At 65.2% G+C, this 23,131-nt stretch carries 23 protein-coding genes; 8 read left to right on the top strand and 15 right to left on the bottom strand.

What is annotated here, in order from left to right:
* Window positions 1-59: 59 nt before the first annotated feature.
* From Q4E25_RS03115 to Q4E25_RS03105, 3 genes are all read left to right on the top strand, one after another.
* Window positions 60-740: a MerR family transcriptional regulator gene (locus tag Q4E25_RS03115; protein ID WP_303153990.1), complete on the top strand. Its 681-nt coding sequence runs from the start codon at window positions 60-62 to the stop codon at window positions 738-740.
* Window positions 741-889: 149 nt separating this feature from the next.
* Window positions 890-1,528 (top strand): bifunctional nuclease family protein, encoded by a 639-nt coding sequence (locus tag Q4E25_RS03110; protein ID WP_303153916.1) that lies wholly within the window; start codon window positions 890-892, stop codon window positions 1,526-1,528.
* 102 nt (window positions 1,529-1,630) lie between these two features.
* Window positions 1,631-2,212 (top strand): MerR family transcriptional regulator, encoded by a 582-nt coding sequence (locus tag Q4E25_RS03105; protein WP_303153914.1) that lies wholly within the window; start codon window positions 1,631-1,633, stop codon window positions 2,210-2,212.
* Window positions 2,213-2,385: 173 nt separating this feature from the next.
* On the opposite strand, the gene Q4E25_RS03100 is transcribed toward Q4E25_RS03105, so the two are convergent.
* The 4 genes from Q4E25_RS03100 to gndA all read right to left on the bottom strand — a co-directional run bounded on the left by Q4E25_RS03100 (window position 2,386) and on the right by gndA (window position 7,166).
* Window positions 2,386-3,150 (bottom strand): VWA domain-containing protein, encoded by a 765-nt coding sequence (locus tag Q4E25_RS03100; RefSeq protein ID WP_303153912.1) that lies wholly within the window; start codon window positions 3,148-3,150, stop codon window positions 2,386-2,388.
* Window positions 3,151-3,300: 150 nt separating this feature from the next.
* Window positions 3,301-4,218 carry a 3-methyladenine DNA glycosylase gene (locus Q4E25_RS03095; protein ID WP_303153988.1) on the bottom strand — a complete coding sequence of 306 codons (918 nt, stop codon included), beginning with the start codon at window positions 4,216-4,218 and terminating at the stop codon, window positions 3,301-3,303.
* 26 nt (window positions 4,219-4,244) lie between these two features.
* Entirely contained in the window at window positions 4,245-5,654 is a 1,410-nt protein-coding gene (locus Q4E25_RS03090; RefSeq protein ID WP_303153911.1) for a DEAD/DEAH box helicase, read from the bottom strand.
* 51 nt (window positions 5,655-5,705) lie between these two features.
* Window positions 5,706-7,166 (bottom strand): NADP-dependent phosphogluconate dehydrogenase, encoded by a 1,461-nt coding sequence (gene gndA / locus Q4E25_RS03085; protein WP_303153909.1) that lies wholly within the window; start codon window positions 7,164-7,166, stop codon window positions 5,706-5,708.
* Window positions 7,167-7,209: 43 nt separating this feature from the next.
* On the opposite strand from gndA, the gene Q4E25_RS03080 reads away from it, so the two are divergent.
* A complete protein-coding gene (locus Q4E25_RS03080; RefSeq protein WP_303153907.1) occupies window positions 7,210-7,656 on the top strand; it encodes a PaaI family thioesterase in 447 nt (148 codons plus the stop codon).
* A gap of 52 nt (window positions 7,657-7,708) precedes the next feature.
* Here Q4E25_RS03080 and corA read toward each other — a convergent pair whose 3' ends face one another.
* Window positions 7,709-8,782, bottom strand: a complete 1,074-nt coding sequence (gene corA, locus Q4E25_RS03075) for a magnesium/cobalt transporter CorA (RefSeq protein WP_303153905.1) — start codon at window positions 8,780-8,782, stop codon at window positions 7,709-7,711.
* Window positions 8,783-8,930: 148 nt separating this feature from the next.
* Here corA and Q4E25_RS03070 point away from each other — a divergent pair, with 148 nt between their 5' ends.
* Window positions 8,931-9,533: a bifunctional 2-polyprenyl-6-hydroxyphenol methylase/3-demethylubiquinol 3-O-methyltransferase UbiG gene (locus tag Q4E25_RS03070; protein WP_303153904.1), complete on the top strand. Its 603-nt coding sequence runs from the start codon at window positions 8,931-8,933 to the stop codon at window positions 9,531-9,533.
* Between the two features lie 90 nt (window positions 9,534-9,623).
* Here the strand turns inward: Q4E25_RS03070 and Q4E25_RS03065 are convergent, their stop codons facing one another.
* Complete coding sequence (locus Q4E25_RS03065) at window positions 9,624-10,973, bottom strand: NAD(P)/FAD-dependent oxidoreductase (RefSeq protein WP_303153902.1); 1,350 nt, start codon at window positions 10,971-10,973, stop codon at window positions 9,624-9,626.
* A gap of 152 nt (window positions 10,974-11,125) precedes the next feature.
* Between Q4E25_RS03065 and Q4E25_RS03060 the strand changes: the two genes are divergently transcribed.
* Entirely contained in the window at window positions 11,126-12,508 is a 1,383-nt protein-coding gene (locus tag Q4E25_RS03060; protein WP_303153900.1) for a class I SAM-dependent methyltransferase, read from the top strand.
* 68 nt (window positions 12,509-12,576) lie between these two features.
* On the opposite strand, the gene Q4E25_RS03055 is transcribed toward Q4E25_RS03060, so the two are convergent.
* The 4 genes from Q4E25_RS03055 to Q4E25_RS03040 all read right to left on the bottom strand — a co-directional run bounded on the left by Q4E25_RS03055 (window position 12,577) and on the right by Q4E25_RS03040 (window position 16,949).
* Window positions 12,577-15,498, bottom strand: a complete 2,922-nt coding sequence (locus tag Q4E25_RS03055; RefSeq protein ID WP_303153897.1) for an FAD-binding and (Fe-S)-binding domain-containing protein — start codon at window positions 15,496-15,498, stop codon at window positions 12,577-12,579.
* A gap of 230 nt (window positions 15,499-15,728) precedes the next feature.
* On the bottom strand, window positions 15,729-15,878 hold the full coding sequence (locus tag Q4E25_RS03050) for a hypothetical protein (protein ID WP_303153895.1): 150 nt from the start codon (window positions 15,876-15,878) through the stop codon (window positions 15,729-15,731).
* A gap of 25 nt (window positions 15,879-15,903) precedes the next feature.
* Window positions 15,904-16,602: a YceI family protein gene (locus Q4E25_RS03045; protein WP_303153893.1), complete on the bottom strand. Its 699-nt coding sequence runs from the start codon at window positions 16,600-16,602 to the stop codon at window positions 15,904-15,906.
* 5 nt (window positions 16,603-16,607) lie between these two features.
* A complete protein-coding gene (locus Q4E25_RS03040; protein WP_303153891.1) occupies window positions 16,608-16,949 on the bottom strand; it encodes a hypothetical protein in 342 nt (113 codons plus the stop codon).
* 169 nt (window positions 16,950-17,118) lie between these two features.
* On the opposite strand from Q4E25_RS03040, the gene Q4E25_RS03035 reads away from it, so the two are divergent.
* A complete protein-coding gene (locus Q4E25_RS03035) occupies window positions 17,119-17,496 on the top strand; it encodes an RNA polymerase-binding protein RbpA (RefSeq protein ID WP_303153889.1) in 378 nt (125 codons plus the stop codon).
* Window positions 17,497-17,601: 105 nt separating this feature from the next.
* Here the strand turns inward: Q4E25_RS03035 and Q4E25_RS03030 are convergent, their stop codons facing one another.
* From Q4E25_RS03030 to Q4E25_RS03020, 3 genes are read right to left on the bottom strand one after another with little or no spacing between them, the layout of a single operon-like run.
* Complete coding sequence (locus Q4E25_RS03030; protein ID WP_303153887.1) at window positions 17,602-18,495, bottom strand: polyprenol monophosphomannose synthase; 894 nt, start codon at window positions 18,493-18,495, stop codon at window positions 17,602-17,604.
* Window positions 18,492-20,042, bottom strand: a complete 1,551-nt coding sequence (gene lnt / locus Q4E25_RS03025; protein WP_303153884.1) for an apolipoprotein N-acyltransferase — start codon at window positions 20,040-20,042, stop codon at window positions 18,492-18,494. Before lnt ends, Q4E25_RS03030 begins: the two co-directional genes overlap by 4 nt.
* Window positions 20,042-20,596, bottom strand: coding sequence for an FxsA family protein (locus Q4E25_RS03020; RefSeq protein WP_303153883.1), 555 nt, complete (start codon window positions 20,594-20,596; stop codon window positions 20,042-20,044). The genes lnt and Q4E25_RS03020 overlap by 1 nt, the downstream gene beginning before the upstream one ends.
* 65 nt (window positions 20,597-20,661) lie before the next feature.
* Between Q4E25_RS03020 and Q4E25_RS03015 the strand changes: the two genes are divergently transcribed.
* A complete protein-coding gene (locus Q4E25_RS03015; RefSeq protein ID WP_303153882.1) occupies window positions 20,662-21,240 on the top strand; it encodes a hypothetical protein in 579 nt (192 codons plus the stop codon).
* Here Q4E25_RS03015 and Q4E25_RS03010 read toward each other — a convergent pair.
* The gene (locus tag Q4E25_RS03010; RefSeq protein ID WP_303153880.1) at window positions 21,237-21,983 is read right to left on the bottom strand and encodes an SDR family oxidoreductase; all 747 of its coding nucleotides are present in this window, start codon (window positions 21,981-21,983) and stop codon (window positions 21,237-21,239) included. The genes Q4E25_RS03015 and Q4E25_RS03010 overlap by 4 nt on opposite strands.
* The gene (locus Q4E25_RS03005) at window positions 21,983-23,110 is read right to left on the bottom strand and encodes a Xaa-Pro peptidase family protein (protein ID WP_303153878.1); all 1,128 of its coding nucleotides are present in this window, start codon (window positions 23,108-23,110) and stop codon (window positions 21,983-21,985) included. Before Q4E25_RS03005 ends, Q4E25_RS03010 begins: the two co-directional genes overlap by 1 nt.
* Between the last annotated feature and the right edge of the window lie 21 nt (window positions 23,111-23,131).

Genomic DNA, 23,131 nt, shown 5'->3' with positions numbered 1-23,131 from the left:
CAGAATCCGGCTCCGCACTCCGCGCTAACGTGGGGGCGAAGTCCAAGAAGCAAAAGACTATGTCGATCGGCGTCGTCCTGGAACAGCTCAACAAGCAGTTCCCCGACGTCACAGTGTCGAAAATCCGCTTCTTGGAATCGGAGGGGCTGATTAGCCCCCAGCGAACGGCCTCGGGCTACCGCCGTTTCACTCAGGACGATGTGCTCCGCCTGACCTACATCCTCACCACGCAGCGTGATCACTACACGCCGCTCAAGGTCATTCGCGAGCAGCTGGAGGCCATGGATTCCGGCCAGGTCACCGCTATTGCCTCGGCCGCCGGCCAGGGCGATGGCCTGGTCAATGCCGAACAGCTGCGCGCCCCGGTGGTGACTCGCTTGACCGATGCTGACGTGGCCGCCAAGGCCGGCAGCACCGAGGAGGAAGTCGCGGACCTGGTCAAGGTGGGCCTCATTGCGCCCGATGCCGCGGGCTTCTTCAACACCGATGATGTGGCCGTGGTGTCCTCCGCGATGGCCTTGAAGGCCTTCGGCCTGGATAACCGCCAGCTGAAGTCGCTGCGCAACAACGCCCGCCGCCAGGCTGACCTCATCACCCAGGTGGCCTCCCCGGTGGCTAACTCGAAGTCGGATACGGCCAAGCAGCAGGCAGAAGAGCTGTCCCAGCAGATCACCGCGCTGGTGGTCTCGCTGCACGCCACGTTGCTCAAGTCCGACATCCGGGAGGAGTTCCACAGCTAATCGCTGACACAGCCTGCTCGGAGCAAAGAGCGCGATAAGGGTTGCGGCCCGGCACCATGATGGTGTCGGGCCTTTCTCGTTGGCGGGGCAGCGGCGTGTGTGCCGCGGTGGTGCGCGAGCTCGGGGTGAAGTGTGGGAAAGTAGAGGGCATGAGTGAAGTAGAACTGGAGTTTCACGGCATCCACGTGATGGAGCCAGAAAACGATCTGTGCGCGCTGTTTCGTTGGGTGCAGGGCAATCGCATCCTGCCGGTGTGGCTCTCGCCGATCGACGGCTCCCAAGTCATGCAGCGCCTTGGTGGCTACGAGGAAAACCGGCCCACCACTCACGATCTCCTCATTGACTTCGCGGAGACTGCCGGTGGGGTAGAGGCGCTGCAGATTGTCAATCACTATGAGGGCACCTTCATGGTGGACATCATCGATGCCACCGGGCAGACCCACGATGCGCGCATGTGCGAAGCCCTCGCTCTCTCCGATCATTTCGGCGTGCCCATCACCATCGAGGAAGAGCTGGTGAGCCAGGTGGCCGTCTTTGCCACCCCAGAGGACATCGAGGAATACTTCGGCGTGTCCTTTGATTCCCCCGCCTCCGATGGTCAGGAGCGCCCGGATGAGGAGAACGAGTCTGATACCTCGGCGTCCGGAAACCCACAGGCAGACGCCGATTTTGAGGAGATGATGCGCTCGCTGGGTATGTCAGAGGAGGACTTCCACCAGGGGGAGGAGGAAAAAGATTCTAATGACACGCGTGTGACTAATGATGAAAATGGGGATGAAGAAGTCTAAAGTTGTACTCGAGGGTTTTGAGGCGCCTGCTCTTGACGCGTTCCGCCTCGTGCCCTTTAATTAAGTTTTAGAACTCCCCCAAGACATCACTGGAGTAATTACGTGAGCAGCAACGAGCAAGACCACTACGCCGATACCTTCGGCTCCGACGCTAACTACGTTCAGGAATCCCTCTTTGACGTCGGACCCGACGAGGAGCTCGGCTACCGCGTGCCGATCGCCTGCCAGGTCGCCGGCATTACTTACCGCCAGCTGGACTACTGGGCGCGCACCGATCTGGTCAAGCCCTCCATCCGCACCGCGCGTGGCTCTGGCTCCCAGCGCCTGTACTCTTTCAAGGACGTGCTCGTGCTCAAGATTGTCAAGCGGCTGCTCGATACTGGCATCTCGCTGCAGAACATCCGCCTGGCAGTCGAGTCCCTGCGCGACCGCGGCGTCAACGATCTCGCGGAGCTCACCTTGGTCTCCGATGGCACCACCGTCTACGAGTGCCGCTCCAACGATGAAGTCATCGACCTACTGGCCGGCGGCCAGGGTGTCTTCGGCATCGCGGTGCCGGGCATCCTCAAGGAGCTCTCCGGCACCATCTCCTCCTTCCCAGCCGAGCGCGTGGACGAGCTCGACGCGGACGTCGTGGTGGGCATCGACGAGCTGGCTGCCCGCCGTAACCGCAAGTCCTCCTAAAGCCCTAAGCGTGGCCCGCCGGGCCCGAACATTCGCGCGCTGTTTCAAGCGCCCGCAGATGGGACACGCCAGATCCTTGGAACAGGTTTAACCGAATAAGACGAATAAGACAGAGCCTCCGCCTCCTGCAGCTCACGGCAGGAAGCGGAGGCTCTGTCTTATGCTGCGCCGGGCTAGGCCACGCCGGCGGCCGCCTTGATGGCCTTGGACACCTCTGCGCTGTTGGAGGGATCCTTGACCGTGAGGTAGACGGAGGCGGCGTCCTTTATGGGGGCGTCGGCAGGCGCCGCACCCAGGTGCACTACCGAAAGCGAGACGTTATCGGCGCGGGCCTGGTTGAGCGCGTCCTGGAAGGAGGCATCATCCATGTCCTGCTCGGTGCCGGTGGTCACCAACAGCACTCGGGCGTCCGGCCCAGCCGTTGCCGCCTGCTCGCTGGCGTTGGCCATCGCGGCGACCACAGCGCTGCGGGTCTGCGGCACGCCACCGGTGCCGAACTGCTGCACAGCAAAGGCAGCCGAGGCGGCGTCGCCGTAGCCGACGTTCTGGCGGTAGCCCACCGTGGCGCTGGCGGAGATGGGGGAGGAGTAGTTCCACAGAGCCACCGCGGAGTCCTCCTCGCCCAGGGTCGTGGCGGTCTCCGCCAGTGCCTGGGTGACCGGATCGAAGTAGGGGGCCAGCCCATCGGAGGTATCCAGCAGCAGCATTGTGTTGGCCGCCGGCTTGTCGGCACGCGCAGCCGGACCCTTGTTTGCGGGCTCCGACTTCTCCGCGGGCTTGGCCGAGGAGGACGCAGCCGAGGTCGCCGTGGAGGAGACCTGGCTGGAAGACGCCGCCGGTTGGGTGGTGCTGGAGGACGCAGTCGACTCCGCAGTGCTCTGTGTGCTCGTGCCCTGGGCGCTCATGGTTGCATCGTCGGCGTCACCTCCGCGGAGCAAGAAATAGCCGCCGAGAGCTACAGCGGCAATCACCACGACGGCAACCACAATGACCCACGGGGCTACCGCGTACGTGTTCCTACCATTGGAGTGTCGTGCCATCCCTGTCCTTCCACGCTGACGGAGCGCGCGCACCGCCCAAAAGTCCAACTATTGCCTAGATATTGTAGCCGCCGCCGCTCGGTCAACGAGTGCGACAAGCCGCTCACGCAACGGCTCGGCCCGTGCGGCGAGCTCGCGCTGGCGGCGAACGTAGTCCGCCTTTCCCTCAGGAGTTTCGATGGGCACCACGCCGAAGCCCCACTCGCGGCAGTCATAGGGCGAGGCCTCCATGTCCAGCGTGCGCGCGGCCACGGCCAGGCGCAGGGTGTCGAGGAAGAGCTCGCCGGGCACCAGCGGCCCCAGCTTCCACGCCCACTTGTAGAGGTCCATCGTGGCGTGCACACAGCCAGCTTGATCATTGGTGGGCTGGCCCTCGCGGGTCAAGACCGTGAGGTTGAGCGGCCTGGCCGGCGGGGTGAAGAAGCGGAAGGCGTCGTAGTGCGTGCACTTGATGCGATGAGACTCCACCACCTTGTTGGTGCCCTCAGCACCTAGGCGCAGGGGAAGATCGTGGCGCGGGGAATCGGTGCGGTAGACCATCGCCCACTCGTGCAAACCAAAGCAATCGAACTGCGCCGGATTAGTGGCCGAGCGCGCCATGAGATCCCGGATGTAGAGGAATGAGTCCCCGCGGCGCGCCCACAGGGAATCGAGATCGACGGTGACTCCATGTGCGGTGCGGTGGTAGTCCCGCCAGCCCTCGTGCTCAATCTCTACGACCTCGGAGGCCTCTGGGCCCTTTGAGCCCCCTGCGTCCCCTGAGCCAGCTGTGGCACCATCAGCCAGCACAACGCCGAAACCCGGGTGCCACCTGCGCAGGTGGGAGGGACGCACGGGGTAGTACTCGAAGAGGAAGTCGTAAACCGGATGATAGGAGCCCGGATGGCGGAAGCGCCTAAGCAGGTCCTCGGCCTGCTCACGGTGTGCTTCGCGCGCGGGGATCCAGTCCTCCGGCTGCAGGATCACAGGCTCGGTGTCATCGGCGCGCACGGCTACTTCGCCCCGCCGCGCCGGTTGCGGCGCTGACCATTCTGCCGCTGGTTCTGCGTGCCGCCGCGGGAGTTTCTGCCGCGCTCACCGCGCTTCTGGCTGCGCTGGTGACCTCGCTGTCGGGTGCCCTGCGGCGTGGCCTTCTTCTTCGCGGAGGCTCCAGACTTCTTCGGCGTGGCACCGTTCTTCTTCGCGGACTGCTGCTGGATCTGCGGCGGGCCCAGCGGGGAACCGGTGGGCTTGCGGGCGCCGGTGATCTGGGCCAGATCGGGGCTGCCGGCGGGGTTATCACGGCCGCTGATGTCCAGCTCGCTGGCGCTGACACCGGCCTTCTTGATGAGGGAGGCGACCTCTTGGCGCTGGGAGTCCATCACCAGGGTGACCACGGTGCCGGATTCGCCGCCGCGGGCGGTGCGCCCGGAGCGGTGCAGGTAAGCCTTGTGCTCGGCCGGGGGATCCACGTGCACCACCAAGGACACATCGGCGATGTCGATGCCGCGCGCGGCGATGTCCGTGGCCACCAGCACCGGCACGGTGCCTTCGGCAAAGCCCTCGATGGCCGCGGTGCGCGAGCCCTGGCCTTTATCGCCGTGCAGGGGCATCGCGTTGATGCCGGCGCGGCGCAGCTTCTTGGCTTGCCTGTCCACCCCGTGCTTGGTGCGCATGAACATGATGGTCTTGCCCGCGCGCGCCGCAATACGCAGCACCACTTCGTTGCGGGCCTCGCGCTCGCCGACGAAGATCAGGTAATGCTCCATGGTGTCCACGGCGGCCTCCACCGGGGCGGTGGAGTGGGTGACGGGATCGTGCAGGAAGCGCTCCACTAGCTTGCTTACATCCCCGTCGAGCGTGGCGGAGAAAAGTAGGCGCTGGCCCTCGGCAGGGGTGAGCGCCATGAGCTTACTCACCTGGGGTAAAAAGCCCATGTCCGCCATCTGGTCCGCCTCATCCACCGCGCTGATGGACACGGAGTCGAAGAAGAGCTTGCCCTGGTCGATGAGGTCTTGTGCGCGGCCCGGGGTGGCCACAAGGAGATCCACCGGCCGGGCCAGCGAGCGGATGTGGTTGTTGATGTTGACCCCGCCGACCACCGCGAGCACGCGCAGGCCGAGTGCCGCGGCGGGTTCCTCAAGGCGCTGCTGGATCTGTGTGGCCAGCTCACGCGTGGGCGCCAGCACCACGCCGCGCGGATGCGCGGGGCGGGAGGCGCCGGTACCAGCCAGGCGGGCCAGCATGGGCAGGCCGAAGGTGAAGGTCTTGCCAGACCCCGTGGGCCCGCGGCCGAGCACATCCTTGCCGGCGAGAGCGTCAGGGATGGCGGCTTCCTGGATAGGGAAGGGGGTCTTGATGCCCTGCTTGTTGAGGACGCGGACAATGTCATGCGGCAGGCCGAGCTCGGCAAAAGTAGTCATTGTTGGCTACTTTAGTGCGCCGACCCGGATTCCTAAAAGCCGCACGTGGGCCTAGAGTTCGCTGAGGCTGCGATCCCCGGACCACTCGATGTGGAAGGTGCCCTCGCGGTCAGTGCGCTTGAAGGTGTGGGCACCGAAGAAATCGCGCTGGCCCTGGATGAGGGCGGCCGGTAGGCGCTCGGCACGCAGGCTGTCGTAGTAGGACAGCGAGGAAGCAAAGACTGGAACCGGCAGGCCCATCTGGGTAGCGGCGACGATCACTCGACGCCAGGAATCGATGAGGCCGGAGAGCTCAGACTTGAAGTAGGGATCCAGGATGAGGGCCGGCAGCTGCGGGTTGGTGTCGTAGGCCTCGCGGATGCGGTCGAGGAACTTCGCGCGGATGATGCAGCCGCCACGCCAGATGGTGGCGAGGTCGCGCGGATCCACATCCCAGCCGTACTGCTCGGAGCCGGCCTTGATCTCGTCGAAGCCCTGGGAGTAGGCGATGAGCTTGGCGGCGTAGAGCGCGCGGCGCACGTCCTCGATGAACGCCTGCTTGTCGACGCCCAGCCCAGCAATGTCCGCGGCCAGCTCACCGGTGGGCAGCTCGCCTGCGCGGGCGGCCTCACGCTGCGCGGTGGCAGAGGACAGCGCGCGGGCGAACACGCTCTCCGCGATGCCGGTAACCGGAACGCCCAGCTCTAGGCCGTTGATGGCGGTCCAGCGGCCGGTGCCCTTCTGGCCCGCGGCGTCCACGATGACGTCGACAAGCGGGGCACCCGTCTCCGGATCCTTCTGCGCCAGGACCTCGGCGGTGATCTCGATGAGGTAGGAATCCAGGTCGCCGGAGTTCCACTCCTTGAAGACCTCCGCGATCTCCGCGGGCTCCATCCCGGCGCCGTAGCGCAGCAGCTGGTAGGCCTCGCCGATGACCTGCATATCCGCGTACTCGATGCCGTTGTGCACCATCTTGACAAAGTGGCCGGCGCCGTCGGGGCCGATGTGGGTCACGCACGGGGTGCCATCCACCTGCGCGGCGATGGACTCGAGAATGGGGCCCAAGGCCTCCCAGCTCTCGGCCGGGCCGCCTGGCATGATGGACGGGCCGTTGAGCGCGCCCTCCTCGCCGCCGGAGATACCCGCGCCGACGAAGTGGCGCCCAGCGGCGGCCACCTCCTTCTCGCGGCGGATGGTGTCGGTGTAGAGCGCGTTGCCGCCGTCAATGATGATGTCGCCCTCATCCATGGCTGCGACGAGCTGGTCGATCACGGCGTCCGTGGCCTTGCCGGCCTGCACCATGATGATGGCCTTGCGCGGGCGCTCCAGGCTGGCCACGAAGTCCTCGATGGTCTCGGAGGGGATGAATGCGCCCTCGGAGCCGTGCTCGGCGATGAGTGCGCGGGTCTTTTCGGGGCTGCGGTTGTACACCGCCACCGTGTTGCCATTGCGTGCGAAGTTGCGTGCGAGGTTGGAGCCCATGACGGCCAATCCCACGACGCCGATCTGAGCCAGTTCAGTCTTTTCAGTCATGGACACCATCCTACGTCAGGCGGCTCGACTACCCTGTGGTGGCATGGAACACGCAGAACTCTTGAGTGCTCTCATGAGCACCGCCAGTAAGCGCCCGCTTAACGCCGAGGAGCTGGATCAGATGAACTCCCAGCAACGCGGCCTATCCAGCCTGCTGGGAGTGCGCTTTACCCACGTCGGTCCTAAGGAGGTGCGCGCCGAGGTTGAGGTCACCCCGGCCCACCACCAGCCCTGGGGAGTGGCCAACGGCGGGCTGTATTGCTCGGTGGCGGAGACCACGGGCTCGATCGCCAGCGTGATCGCGGCGGGCAAGCCGGCGGTGGGCGTGAACAACTCCACGGACTTCATCAAGGGGGTATCCTCCGGCGTCATGGAGGCCGTGGCCACGCCCGTGCAGCTCGGGCGCCGCACCCACGTGTGGAGCGTGGAGATGCGCCAGGAGGGCGCGCTTGTGGCGCGCTCGACGCTGCGCACCATGATCATGGGCTAACGCTCCGCAGCGATCATGGGCTAACGCTCCGCAGCGAGCATGGGCCGACCTACTACAACCAGTTGTTGCGACGGAACCACCACCACATGGCTCCCACCACCAGCACCATAAGCCCCAGTGCCATGAAGTAGCCCCAGGAGGTGTGCAGCTCCGGCATGAAGTCAAAGTTCATGCCGTAGATGCCGGCCACCAGGGTCGGCGCCGCCCACATGCCCACCACGGCGGAGATGGTGCGCATGTCGCTGTTTTGCTGCATGGATACCTTGGCCACGGAGGCGTCGATCAGCGAGGTCAGGCGCTCATCGAAGGAGGAGACCTGGTCCTTAACCACCATCTCGTGGTCGTTGACGTCGCGTAGGTAGGAGCGGATGGTCTTGCCGATGAGATCCTTGTGGTCCGAAATCATGGAACGCAGCGCCACCGACAAGGGATCGATGGCGTGCTTCATCTCCAGGATCTCGCGCTTGAACATGTAGATGCGGTCAATGTTGGGCAGCTGGTTCGGGGTAAAGATCTCCTCTTCCAGTTCGTCGACCTCAATGGCGATGAGCCGGCAGATCTCCGAGTAGCGGTCCACCATCATGTCGAGGATCTTCCAGGCCATGGCCACGGGGCCCTGCTCCACGAGGTCCTGCTCGTCCTGGATGACGTAGGCCAGGTTAGGCAGCTTGGCGGCGTGGCGCACGGTGATGATGAAGTTGTGGCCCACGATCATCTGCACCTCACCAGTAGAGATGATCTGACGCTTATCGGCTACCTCGTCGTGGTCGCGGTAGTTCACCGAGCGCGCCACCACGAAGAGCTGATCATCGTAGCGCTCCAGCTTGGGGCGCTGGTGGGCGGCCACGGCGTCCTCGACGATGAGCTCGTGGATGTTGAACTCCGAGGCGATCTTGGTCATCTGGGATTCCAGCGGCTCGTGCAGGCCCACCCACACGAATCCGCGTCCGTACTCGGCCACCGCCTGCTGGGCGCTGTGGGGAGTGAACTCGCCGGGCAGCGATTCGCCGTCGACAAAGACGCGGCAGTGCTCGATCGCGCGCTCGACGGGCACAGAGAAGCTGGGGGAGGTACTGGGCGGATCGTTCTTCTTGCGCGGCTTAAATGGCGACGGAACAGACGGCATGGTGTCAGCCTCCCTCTACATCTCTCGGTGGCGCGCTGGAAGGCAAGGAGGCCGAAGCCGTAAGATTCAACTCCCCAGGCACGCGTGGATAATCGTGTATATCGTAGCGGCTAAAGCCTACACCGCCACAGGGCTTATACTAGATTCCATGCCTACCTGGAAAGAAGTTACGACTGCGAACCCCGCGCATTCCCACAACTTTGCGCGCAAGTGGAAGATGCTCGAGGCCCAAGGCAAGGACATCTACGGTGAGGCCAGGCTTATCGACGCCATGCTAGAGCGCAACTCCCGCGTCCTCGACGCCGGCTGTGGTTCCGGGCGCCTCGGCGGCGAGCTGGCCCGCCGCGGGCACACCGTCATTGGCGTCGACGTGGATCCCATCCTCATCGAGCACGCCGAGCACGATTACCCCGAAGCGCAGTGGTTCGTGGGAGATCTCTCCACCGATGAGATCCCCGAGGGCGACTTCGACATCGCGGTGGCCGCCGGCAACGTGGTGACTTTCCTGGCCGTCGACGGCCGCGAGAGCGCCCTGCACGCCGTCTTTGAGTCCCTGCGCCCCGGCGGGCGCTTCGTAGTGGGCTTCGGCGAGGGCCGTGGGTGGAGCTTCGAAGATTTCCTCGACATGGCCCGCAACGTGGGCTTCCGCGTGGACTTTAAGTTCTCCTCCTGGGACCTCAGGCGTTACACGGAGAACTCCACCTTCATGGTCACGGTGCTCACGCGCCCGGGGGCGGATCTCTTGGGCTAAAGCCCCCAGCGCGTGCACACGCAGGCACGCACAAGAAAGCCCCGCAGTTCCGGTCACAATGAACCGGCGCTGCGGGGCGCTGCGACGCTTTTACTTCTCGTCGAGGCTCTTGGTGATGATATTGCGGGCGATGCGCTGCTGCTGGGTGATCTCCAGATTGCCGCGGTCGCGGTTGAGCACGTTGAGCAGCCAGTGGAGGATGACCATGACGCGGCTGCGGAAGCCGATGATGTACATCAGGTGCAGGCCCAGCCAGGCCAGCCATGCCGGGAAGCCGGTGAACTCGGTCTTGCCCATCTTCACCACGGCGTTGAAGCGGGAGATGACGGCCATGGAGCCCTTGTCGAAGTAGTCGAAGGCTTCCTTCTCGTTGGCGGTGGACTCCTCGTTGATCTTGGCGGCGATGAGCTTGGCGGCGTGCTGGCCACCCTGAATAGCCACCTGGGCCACGCCCGGCAGGCGGTTGAGGGAGATCATGTCGCCCACGATGTAGACGTTGGAGAACTCGCCCACAGTGAGGTCCTCGTTGACGGCGACGCGGCCTGCGCGGTCGGCTTCGACGCCGGCCTGGTCGGCGATCATCTTGCCCAGCGGGGAGGCGGCGACACCGGCGGACCAGATCTTGGTGGCGCCCTCGATGGTGGTGACCTCGTCGGTCTTCATATTCTTGTAGGTCACGGCCTCCTCGGTGACGTCGGTGACCATGGCGTTGAGGCGAACGTCGACGCCGAGCTTCTCCAGGGTGCGCTGCGCCTTGCGGCCCAGGCGCTTGCCAAAGGGCGGCAGGACCTGCGGAGCGCCGTCCAGCAGGTAGATCTTGGCGGAGGTAGTGCCGAAGTTGGCGTATTCATCGCTCAGGGTGCGGTGAGCCAGTTCGGCGATCTGGCCGGTGAGCTCAACGCCGGTGGGGCCAGCGCCGACGATGACGAAGGTGAGCAGCTTCTCGCGCTCCGCGGGATCGTCAACCAGCTCGGCCTTCTCGAAGGCGGTGAGGATGCGGGAGCGCAGCTCGAGGGCGTCGTCCAGCGTCTTCATGCCCGGGGCGAACTCGGCGAAGTGATCGTTGCCAAAGTAGGACTGGCCGGCACCGGCGGCGACGACGAGCGAGTCGTAGGCGAAGGTGCGGGTTGCACCATCCAGCTCGGCGGTGACGGTCTGCTCGGTGATGTTGATGTCGGTGACATCGCCATTAATAAAGTTGGCGTTGTCCTGGTTGCGCAGGAGCTGGCGGGTGGAAGGTGCAATCTCGCCGGCGGAGATGAGGCCGGTGGCCACCTGGTAGAGCATCGGCTGGAAGAGGTGGTGGTTCTTCTTATCGATGACGGTGATGTCCACGTCAGCGTTCTTCAGCTGCTTGACAGCGTTCATGCCGCCGAAACCGGCGCCGACGACTACGACGTGGTGACGCCCGCCGCTCGGGCGGTAAGGAGTGTGCTCCATGAGGATTGAAAACCTTCCTAAGCTAGCTCGTATTTAGTACCGGTTCAGTCTAAACCTTTCTACCCGTACATGCATACTTTATGTGCTTTTTACTGCCCGTTTACGGCACGCCTCGGCCGATTGGGGCGCCCGCGGCTCTAAAGTGGAAAGCGATGAATCTTCCCGCTGAATCTGAGTCTGCGCCCGGTGCGGCGCCCAACGCCGGGGCCGGGTCTGGCACTGGTGCCGCCTACCCGCACCTGGCCGCGATCGACGCGCAAACGTGGCCCGGTGTGGCCACCGTGCCCAGCTCACTCTTTGGTCGCTTCAAGGCCCGCCGCGCCGAGGCGGAGTTCGCGCAGGCCTGCGCAAAGGCGGGTATCGAGCTGGATCCGGAGACCAAAGCCGAGACCGGCGCGGACATGGAAGTCCTGCACGACGCGCTCTTTTCCCGCCTCGCCGAGGCCGGTTGGGTGGGCTTTGCCGAGTCCTACATGGCAGGGGAGTGGATCACCCCGGACTCGCAGCGCCTGGTGAGCGTGCTGCGCCGCTTGCTTGGCGTGGGCTACCGCCCGAAGGCTAAGGCATTGGAGCCGGAGGATTCGAGTACCGGTGAGCTGCCCGTCGAACTGGTGAGGCTGTACTCCGGCGATGGTATGACTCATTCCGGGGGCATTTTTGCCAGCGGCGTGCCCACCACGCTGCGCCAGGCGGTGCCCAGCTACAGCCCGCAGGCAGGCCGCAAAGAACCCAAGGAGCACTTCGTCGACGTCACCACCGTGAGCGAGCCGCACGGCGCCGAGCGCGCCGACCTAGGCGATGCCCAACGCCGCGCCGCGCAGTGGCTTCTTGACGCCACCCACACCGGCGCCGGCACCCACCTTTTGGTCTATCCGGCCAGCGGGCTGCGAGTGGCGGTGGAGGCAGTCGGGCGCCGCGCCACCGTGGACGTGCTCACCGCCGATGCCGAACAAAGCCACCTCTTTGAGGAGCAACTGGTGCTCGAGGGTGTGGCGGACTCCGCGCACGTGCAGCTCATCGATAGCGTCATTCCGCACCCGAAGAAGTGGCGCGGGCGCTACGATGCCATCGTCTCCGTGGAGAAGTTGGAGCTGCTCTCACCGGGCGAGCGCAAGAACTTCATCGCGCTGCTGGACCGCAGCGTGGCCAGCGGTGGGCGAGTGAGCTTGAGTAGCCTCGTGGCCACCGAGGAGATGACCCCGGCCGCGCGGGACGCCATCCAGGCACTGCGGGCCTACATCTGGCCGGGGCTGGACTATCCCACGCTCACCGAGGTGCACAAGCTGTGTGATAGGAACTCCACGCTGCGCATCGTGGGGCAGACCCACATCGGCGCGCACTACCTCGAGTCCCTGCGCCAGCAGCGCAGCTTCTTCGAAGGCCACCGCCGGGAGGCCGCGGCCGCAGGCTTCGACCCCGTCTTCCGCCGCCTGTGGGTCTTCCAGTTTGCCCTGCGCGAGGCGCTACTGGAGCTGGGGCTTATCGACGCCGTCCAGCTCGTCGCCGCCCACCGCCACCGCGGCGGGCGCCGCTAGAGCTCGATCAGCGGACACCGCTAGAACTGAATTAGCGGACACCGCTAGAGCTAGATCAGCGGACACCGCTAGGGCGTAACCACGGGGCGCGAGGCGCGCTCGAGGAGCACGGCGATGGACTCGTAGGCGTGCCCGGTGATCATCTCCAGGCCCATCTCGCAGGTGCGGTTGTCAGAGACGAAGGCGTCGAAGTGCTCGGCCTCAAGAGAGGCCCGTTCCTCGCGGGTGGCGGACTCCACCAGCTCGGGGTGAAGCATCACGCGATCGCCCGCGGAGCCGCAGCACATCGCGCCCTCGGGAACCTTGGCGCTGCCGCAGAGGTTGGCCAGATCCACCAGGTCCTGGCTGACACCCATGTGCGCGGTGGAGCAGGTGGGGTGCACCGCGATGGAACCCATGTTCTGCACGATGGGCAGATAGGGAGCGATGTCATCGCGCAGCCACTCGACGACGTCCACGATGCGCAGGTCCTCCCAGAGCTCGCGGTCGGCGTCGCTGAGCACGGGAGCGACGTTATCGAGCAGACCGTGGGTGCAGCTGGCGGCGTCGACGACAATCGGCAACGCGCCGTGCTCGGACCAGTGCCACAGATCGCGCACAATCTTCTGTGCTTGGTAGACAAAGCCCTCCTCGTAGCCCTTCGAGGACCACGGGGTTCCGCAGCAGGTGCCGGCGACGTCCTCCGGGATCCATACCGGCTGGCCGGCGCGGCGGCCCAGCTCGACGACGGCGCGCGGCACGTCCACGGAGTCTGGTGCAGCGCCGGCGGGGCGGCCGAAGATCCGGTTGATGCAGGCGGGGAAGTACACTGCCGCCGCGCCCTCGCGCGGAGTGCGCGGCAAGCGGGAGGCGCCGTGCGGCAGCGGCCCAGGCACCGTGGGCAAAAGGTCCGGCGAGATGACATTGCGTGCCATGTTCGCCCCCAGCTTGAGCGGCTGGTGCGGGATCTTGTTGGCGGAGATGACACCGGCGCGCGCCAATTTCTCCACCACGTCCCAGCGCTCGGCGGTGCTCAGCGCCACCTTGTTGGCCGAGGGTCCTGCTTGCTGGGCGCGCAGCTGTTTCATCACCGAGCCGGTATCGATGCTGATGGGGCAGGGGATAGAACAGGTGCCATCGGCGGCACACATGTCGACGGCGTCGTACTGATACTCCTCCTGCAGCTTGGCCAGCACCTCGGAGCCCTGGGGCTGGCGGGCCATCTCGCGGCGCAGAACGATGCGCTGGCGCGGGGTGACCGTGGCGTGGCGGGAGGGACACACCGGCTCGCAGAAGCCACACTCCACGCAGGGGTTGATCATCGGCTCGACCTTGGGGAAGGACTTGAAGTTGCGCAGGTGCACGGAGGAATCGCGGCTGAGCTTGACGTTGGGCGCCAGGATGCCGTGGGGATCGAGCAGTTTCTTGATCTCCCAGAAGAGCTCGTAGGCCTGCGTGCCCCATTCGCGCTCCAGGAAGGGCGCCATGTTCACGCCGGTGCCGTGCTCGGCCTTCATCGAGCCCTGGTACTTGTCGATGACCAACTCGGAGAGTTCTTCAAGGAAGTCGCCGTAGGCGGCGCGTTCGGCGTCATCATCCAGCTTCGGGGTGAGGAAGAAGTGCAGGTTGCCAAAGGCGGCGTGGCCCATGACGGACTCCGGGTAGCCGTACTTGTGCTGCAGGTCAAGCAGGTCCGCGGCCGCGTTGCCGATCTCCGCCGGCGGGAAGCAGACGTCCTCGGTGATGTAGGCGCTTCCTTGCGGGCGCTCGGCGCCCAGCAGTCCGTAGAGGCCGTTGCGCAGCTCCCAGGCACCCCGCATGCCCTCCGCGGAGGTCTCGAATTCCAGCGGGCGCAGCAGGGGAGCATCCTTGAGGACGCCCTTGAGGCGCTCCATGGCCTCGTCCAACTCCTGCTCGTCTCCGCCGCCGATCTCCACGAGTAGTGCTGCGGCGTCGTCGTCAAGCTCGCGCCAGGTCTCCGGCGCGTGGGAGTAGTGCTCGGCGGAGCGTCGCATGACCGGGGCGACGAGCAACTCGCAGGCCTCCGCGCCGGTCTCCATAATGGGGTGGACAAAGTTGGCGGCGTCGCGGAGATTCGGCAGTTCAACCCAGGTGGTGGCCTTGACACGCGGCAGCTTGACCGTGCGGATGACGGATTCCACAATGGCGCCGAAGATACCCTCGGAGCCCACGAGGAGGCGTTTGAGAATGTGCACCGGCTCGTCCTCGTCGAGGAAGGCGTCGATGCGGATGCCGTTGGTGTTGCGGATGGAGAACTTGCGGCGTAAGAACTCCACCATCTCCGTGTCTGCGCGCAGCTTATCGCGGAATCGCAGCAGCTCAGCGTGCAATTCTGGCTCTTGGGCTTGGAAGGCGGCGTCGCCATGCGCGGTGTTGACGATGCTGCCCGAAGGCAGCACGAAGGTCAGTTCTTCCACACTGTGGTAGGCGTCACGTTCCAGCGAGCAACGCATGCCGCCGGAGTTATCCGCCAGCACGCCGCCGATGGTGCACACCGAGGTCGAGCCCGGATCCGGGCCCAGCATGAAGCCGTGGCGCCCGAGGACCGCTTGGGCGTCGCCCAGAATGACGCCGGGACGCGACCACAGCGCCTGGCCGTCCTTGCGGATCTCCATGCCTGTGAAGTTGGTCTTGACGTCGACGAGGATGTCATCGCCCATGGCCTGCCCGTTGAGCGAGGTGCCGGCCGCGCGGAAGGTCATGTGGCGGCCGGTGGCCGTGCAGTAGCGCATGAGCGCCGAAAGATCCGCCGCGTTGCGGGGTGAGACCACGGTATTCGGAATAGCGCGATACGGGCCCGCATCGGAGGAATAACGGACGAGATCACTCAGGCGCCCGTGGACGTTCTCGACGCCGACGATGGCTTCCATGTCAGCGATGAGATCAACCGGCGAGCCGTTGAGGTATTTGAGGGGGACGGCGTCGTGCTCGGGTTCGGCGCCGCGGGGGCGAGAGATGAAGGCGGGGTCAGGGCTGAAGAGCTTATCCATGGCTATCAACGTAGTACGTGCGGGCGCCGCGCACGGAGGGTTTGCGCAGACTCTACGCAAATGAGGGGGGAACGCCATCCGCATGAAATGACATAATGTACATTATCGGACAATAATATACGGATCCCGGCCCGTGTCCGCTGCGTCCACCGGGTGCAGTAACCCGCCCCTTTACGTCACTGTTACGTAAAGGGGCGGGTTGGTAGGTGATTGTCCGGTGAGTGCGTGAGCTATCGCTGGCGATACGCGATGACCAATTGCCACACGCTGAGTCCACACAATGCGAGCGCCACAAGCGCCACCCACCACAGCCCCTCGACGGCCACGAAGATGCCAAAGGCCACCAAAAGAACCAGCCGCAGCCAAATGAAAGGAATCATGCGTTGAATGCTCATGGTCCCTCGTTTACTTCTGCAGAGTCACGCGCACGTTGATGGCGCCGACCTCAGAGATCTTCGCCGCGATCATCTCCGGAGTCTCGATACCATACTCCAGGCGGTTCACCGGGATGTCGCCGCCCAGAAGGATCGTCTCACCGTCGCGGGCAACCTCAAACTCCTGGGTGATCTCCTTGGACACGCCGTGAATCTCCAAGTCACCGGTGAGTTCGACCTTGCCCAGCGAGCCATCCGCGGGAACCTCAGCCAGATCCACTGGCTTGGTCAGCGTGAAAGATGCCGCCGGGTACGTGGAGGTTTCAAAGAGCTTGGTCTTCATGTTCTGGTCACGGACCTTCTTGTCCGTGGTCAGCTCGTCCATGTTCACCACGATGGATGCTTCCTCCACCGTGGTGCCCTTGATCTCCGCCTGGCCGGTGACGTCCTTGGTGGACCCGGAGGTGGCAGTCTTTTCTGCGGGCAGGATTTCATCGATAGTAAAGCCCACCGAGGTGAAGTTGTGCGGGCTGCCCTTGACCACGCGCCACGAACCGTCCAGCTCCGTGGTGGCCGGTTTGGTGTGCTCGGCGTTGATGGGCTCGGTCTTAACGCCGCGACCCATATAGAGCGAGTACGCCAACGGGCCCAGCGCGACCATGCTGCAGGCCACGATGAGCACCACGAAGATGCTGATCACCAGTTTGCGGTTGCCCAGAAGTTTCTTCATTCTTCCTATCTCAATTCCTCGAGCCGACGCGCGAGCGCGACCAATTCTTCACACAGTTCCGAGATCTCCTCCGGGCTGCCACCTTCAGCGGCCGCGGTGGCGATATCCTCCGCGGAACACCGCAGCTCAAAAAGGCCATCACGCAGGGCATCTGCCCTTTCCGGTGTGAGAATGACCGCCTCAGCCGGGATTGACGTGCCGACTACATTATGTCGTTGTTCGTAGGCGCGCTGCTTACACGACGCCGAGCAGAACTTGCGTGGCCGTCCCCTGCCGCCTTGAGCGATGTCCTTACCGCACCATTGGCAGGTAGCCGCATGCCGCTCTCGGTTCTGTGTACGAATCACTCTCCACACTCTAGCCCATGAGCCTGCGCAGGGAAAAGGGCACCCGGGAACAAAGCCCACAGTCATTTCGTTATACTATTAGTTCTTTGGGTGAGGTTTCTCTCCCCCGAGTCTTCCCTGTTGTCATTGTGTCATTGATTGTCACTGAGCTGGAAAAGGATGATGTTGCATGGCAGATCGCGTACTGCGTGGTAGCCGTATGGGTGCGGTGAGCTACGAAACCGACCGTGACCACGATCTGGCACCGCGCCAGATGGTGAAGTACCGCACCGAAGACGGTGACATCTACGAGGTGCCGTTTGCCGATGATGCCGAGATCCCCGAGGAATGGATGTGCAAGAACGGCAAGCTGGGCACCCTCGTCGAGGGCGAGGGCGTGGAGTCCAAGCCCACCAAGCCGCCGCGCACCCACTGGGACATGCTGCGCGAGCGCCGTTCCATCGAGGAGCTTGACGAGCTGCTCAGCGAGCGCATCGAGCACCTGCGCTCCCGCCGCCGCTCTGCCGCCCGCCTGCTCAAGGAGCAGCAGGAGAACGCCGAGAACTAAGTCACTGTACCGGCCGTCCGGGCAGCAGTCCGCATAAGACAACCCCCAACCACTCCAGCGCGAAGTGGTTGGGGGTTTCTTTCGGCCCACATGACGCGGCGCTGGCTACTTCTTGTTGCCCTTGAGCTTGTGCTCCACCAGGTTCTTAACCTCGCTGAGGAAGTCGCCAGTCCAGGCCAGTGCGGAGGATGCCTGCTCCTTGGCCTTCTTCAGGGAACCATCCTTGACCTCGTGGGCGACAAAGGAAGACACTCCCTCAGCTAGATCCTTGGCCTGCTCGGAGCGGTGCGCCACTCCCCACTTGGTGACCTCCAGCAGGGAATCCTTGACAAAGGAACCATCCAGTTTGGACTCGCCCAGCTCGCGCTCGGTGAAGGTGATGGGCACCTCGCGCACGTCGAAGCCGTCCTTGATGGCGCGGAAGGCCACGTCCACCTGGAAGATGTAGCCGGCCTTGGAGAGATCCTCGAAGTCGAGGTGCTCCAGCAGCTCGCGGCGGAAGGCGCGGTAGCCGGCGGTCATGTCATTGATGCCGGCGCCCAGGGCCACGGAGATGTACTTGTTGCCCAGGCGCGAGAGCAGCTCGCGGTTGGCCGGCCAGTTGACAGTCTCGCCGCCGGGCACGTAGCGCGAGCCGATGACCAGATCGGCGCCCTTATCGATCTCCTCGAGCAGCAGGTGCAGCTGCTCCGGGGCGTGGGAGCCGTCAGCGTCCATCTCGCAGAGCACCTGGTATCCCTTGTCCAGGCCCCACTCGAAGCCGGCGATGTAGGCGCCCAGCAGGCCGCCCTTGCCCTCGCGGTGCAGGACGTGGAGGTGATCGTCGGCAGCCGCCAGCTCATCCGCGGCCTGGCCGGTGCCGTCCGGGGAGTTATCGTCGACGATGAGGATGTCCACCTCTGGCGTGGCCTTGCGGACGCGGCCGGTAATCAACGGGAGATTCTCAATCTCGTTGTAGGTAGGGATGATGACCAGGGTGGATTCGCTGGTTGTGCTCACAGTTTTAGCTCCTCATCAGTGTTCTTGGGTGAGCGCTGGGCGCGGTTCTTGGGTGAGCGCTTGACGCGGCTAAGAACCACGGCATACAGCGCACAGACTGCTCCAATGATAGCGAGTGCCCACTGCATGAGCGAACCATACCGCACCGCAAAGGTCACGGAATCACGCAGCGGCAGGGTCTCAGAAAGGTATTTCGGCTCGAAGATTTCGCTGTGCTGGCTCACCCCTCCATCGGGGTGGACGATGGCCGAGACACCGGAGGTGGCCGCCACCACCACAGCGCGGTCCGTTTCTATCGCGCGCAGGCGGCTCATGGCGAGCTGCTGGTAGGTCATGTCTGAGTAACCGAAGGTGGCGTTGTTGGTCGGCGTGGCCAGGATAGTGGCGCCGTTTTTAATCGAGGATCGGAAGGCCTGATCGAAGGACACCTCGTAGCAGGTGGCCACGCCCACGCGGTAGTCCCCCATGGCCACCACACCGGGCCCGTCGCCCGGCTTGAAGTCCCCGGCCAGATCCACCAGATCAGTGAACGTGCGGAAGAACTCGCGCATGGGCATGGTCTCGCCGAAGGGCTGCAGGTACTTCTTGTAGTGGTGCTCGCCGGCGGTGCCGTCCGGGTTGAAAACCTGCATGGTGTTGCGCGCGCCCACGGCGTCGTGGGTCAGGGTGCCCACGAGGATGGGGGCGGCGATGTGGGCCGCGGCGGCGTCAATAAGCTGGCGGGCATCCGGGTTGGCGAAGGGGTTGATATCGGAGGCGTTTTCCGGCCAGATGACGATGTCCGGCCTCTCCCCTCGCGCGGCGGCCTGCTCGGTGACCTTGACGTGGTTGTCCAAAACCGCGCGCCGCTGGGCGGCAAAGTCCAGGCCCATGCGGGGTACGTTGCCCTGCACGGCAGCCACCTCGACCTGGCCGGTGGTGGCCTCCGGCCGGTTGATCCCCAGCGCCGCCAGCAGGCCAGCGCCCAAAGGCAGTGCGATGAGCACCAGGGCCACTGCGCGCTGGGCGATGCCCCGGGTGGCCAGGCCCACGAAGCCGGCGGCGATGCACACCGTGGCGAAGGTGATGAGCGCCGGCCCTCCCCAGGGCGCGAGGTTGGCCAGCGGGCCCTCGATCTGGCCCCAGGCCAGGCGCACCCAGGAGAATCCGCCGAAGGGAACCGAGGAGCGCAGCATCTCCACCGCGACGTAGAAAGCCGGAAAGGCCACAAAACCCCAGCGCAGCCTCAGTAGCGCCGCGCCGCCCGCGCCCAAGATCAGGCTGTAGAGCGCCAGGAAGAAAGACAGGGCAATGTAGGGCATCGCCCCCACCAGCTCCCCGATCCAGGGCAGTGAGAGCAGATACAGCACCAGGGAATGTGCGAAGGCGACAAGCGCGCCGCCCCACAGGGAAAGCTGGCGCGGCTTGCCCCAGGCGGGCAACAGCGCGGCCATGAGCAGTGCCGTGCCGATGACACCGGCCTGCCACCAACCGCGCGGTTCTACGGACAGAAAGGCCAAGCCCCCGCCGGCAGCGGCGAGGGCAAGGCGTGCGATGAGCTCCCCCACTACTTCTGACCGTCCCCGAAGTCCTCCGGGCGCACGGAGTCCGACCAGCGGCGGATCTCCTCCTCATCGATCACAAGGTCCCCATCCGCCCCGCCGGGTTGAGCAGCGCTGCTGCCGAAGGAGCCATAGTTATCGCGGTGTTGGGCCATGGGAGAGGCCTCGAAGATGCGCACGCCCATGTTCTCAATCTTGCGGTAAAGCGAGGCCGCCAAAATCGCGCGAATGAGCGCGCGGGTGGGCGCGAAGATGAGCAGCAAGCCCACGATGGTAGAGACAAAGCCCGGCAGGGAGAGCAGGATGCCGCCCACCATGGTTAGGCCTACGTTGCCGGCGGTCTTGCCGGGCGTGGGGTCGGTGACCACGTAGACGCCCTCGGCGGTTTGGGTGACACCACGAGACATGATGCGGCGCACCTCCAGGCCAGCGATGCTCATGCCGAAGAACATCGTGATAAACAGCGCGAGGACTGCCCACAAAACTCCAATCCAGTTAGCCACTGCCCAGAAGGCGAGCGTTTCTAGGAAGATGTAGGCGAAAAATAGTACGAAGGGCATAGCCAACACAGTACTAACTCACGCTGACACGTGGCTGACAACCCGCCCCGGCTAGACTATTCGCCATGAGTTTCAGCCCAGACCAGCCCGCGCAGCAGCCCGCGCTGCGCTTCTACCCCACCGACGGCCTCGTGGCTCCCTCGGCGTGGGCGGCCCTGGCGCGCGCCGCGCGCGACTTCGCTGACGCCCACATTCACCTCGAGCACGAGCGCGCCGCCGCCCTGCACAACCTGCGCGATTCCGCCGCCGCGCACGCGGCCCTCGAGGAGGCGCTCTTCCCTGATGCGCGCAGCGAGGACGCCGGCAGCACACCCGGCAGGCTGGTACTTCACAGCAGCACCCCTACCGCACAACCGCCCACTGGCACCAACCCGGCCGGGCCCGCTGCCGAGGCGATGCCCATCGGCTGGCTGGCGGACCGCACCACCGCCGGGCGGGTGGACCTCGGCGCCGGGCTGCACCGCGGGTTGCTTCCCGCCGAGTACGCGGAGCTCATCGCTCACCTGGAGGTGCCGATCAGCATCACCCCGTGGCGCGGACTCATCTTCCACGACCTTGCCGAGGGCGACGCCGAGGTGGTTCTGCGCGTACTGGCACCCCGCGGCTTCATCTTCGACATCAATTCCCCGCTGCTGGCGGACTAGCGCGGCATGTGCCGCCACACCGGCCGCGGCACGCAGCGCATCACCCAGGCCAGCGCCTGCAGGGCGCGCGGGATCCACAGGGTCCTACTGCGCGGGGTGCTGCGGGCGGCATCGGAATGGATGGCGTTGGCCACTGCCTCAGCCACCACGTCCGGAGTCACCGATAGCGGCGCCGGCTTCATACCCGTGGTCATCGAGCCGATCACAAACCCAGGCCGCGCGGTGATCAGCGCCAGCGGGCTGCCGTGCAGGCGATCAGCGAGGCCCTGGCAGAAGGAATCCAGCCCGGCCTTGGTGGAGCCGTAGACGTAGTTGGCCCGCCGCGCGCGCCACCCCGCGATGGAAGAAAAGGCCACGATGTGCCCGCGCCGCATGACGTCCGCCAGCACGGTGAGCATGGAGACCTGCGCGGCGTAATCAACCACCGCGATGTCATAGGCGTGGGCTTCGTCGCGCTCGGCGCGTTCCTGCTCGCCTAGGATGCCGAAGGCCACCACCGCCGTGGTGATCTCGCCGGCCTTGGAGTGTGCGCGTTCCACGAGCTCACGGTGCTTGGCGACGTCCCTCGCATCAAAGTCCAGCGTATGTACCTCGGTGGCGCCGGCAGACCGCAGCCGTGCCGTGATGGCCTCCATACCATGGCCGCCGCGCGCGGCGAGCACCACTGGGCGGCCCGGGGCTAGGCGCAGGGCCAGCTCGCCGCCGATGTCGCTGCGCCCGCCGAGAACGAGCAAGGCACCCATTAACGCACCTCCCGCGGGCAGACATTGAGGGACTCGCAGCCCTGCGAGGTGGTGATCACGATGTCCTCCAGGCGCATCCCCCACTTGCCTGGCACGTAGATGCCCGGCTCGATGGAAAAGGCCATGTCCTCCTCCAACACCATCTCGTTGCCCTCGATGACGTAGGGCTCCTCGTGCCCGGACAGGCCAATGCCGTGGCCGGTGCGGTGGGTGTAGTACTCGCCCCAGCCGGCCTCCTCGATGACCTGGCGGGTGGCCCGGTCCACCTCCTGGGCGCTGACCCCGGGGCGCGCCATAGCGCGGCCGGCCGCCTGGGCCTTCTCGAGCACCGCGTAGGCCTCCTGGAAGTCCTGCGGTGCCGCGGCGATATCGCCGCCCACCACGTAGGTGCGGGTGCAATCGGAGTGATAGCCGCTGGCCAGCGTGCCGCCGATGTCCACCACCACTGGATCGCCTTTCTCAAGCACGCGCGGGCCAAAGTCATAGTGCGGATTCGCGCCGTTAGGGCCGGCGCCGACGATGATGAAGTCCACCTCGACGTGCTCGCGCAGGATCAGCTCGCGCAGCTGCGTGGCCACGTCCGCTTCGCTCTTCCCTGGCACCAGTAGGCCCGGCACGGCCTCGTGCACGGCGTCGATGGCGGCGGCAGCAGTACGTAGCTCGGCGATCTCCGCCGCGTCCTTGCGGCTAAAGAGCTCGGATAAGGCGAGGGTGGCCAGCTCCCAGCGTGCCTGCGGGAGCATGGACTGGAAGCGCAGCACGTGATCCGCGGTCAGCGAGGCTCCCAGCGCCACGCGCTGGGCCTCCCCCTGTTTCTTGAGGGCCAGCGCGTAGGGATCTTCGCCATCGCGCCAGCCGCGGATCTCGATGCCCAGCTCGCCCACCGGGGAAGACTCTAGCGACGCGTTATCGGTCGCAGGAGCCACGATGACGGGCGCACTGCCCGGGGCGATGACCAGCGCCGTGAGGCGCTCGTGGGAGGAGATCCACGAGCCGGTGAGGTACGCGAAGTCCGCTCCGGTGCCCACTAGGAGCAGGTCGATGCCCTGCTGGGCCGCGATCTCGCTCGCGCGCTGCAGGCGCTGCGCATAGACGGAGGAGGGGAAGGTTTCTGCCAGTTCACTCATGCGGCAAGCATACCCGCGCCG

The organism is Corynebacterium sp. (assembly GCF_030532325.1).
Classification (GTDB): Bacteria; Actinomycetota; Actinomycetes; order Mycobacteriales; family Mycobacteriaceae; genus Corynebacterium.
The sequence above is the reverse complement of the archived record's forward strand: the minus strand, read 5'-3'. Positions and strand labels throughout refer to the sequence as shown.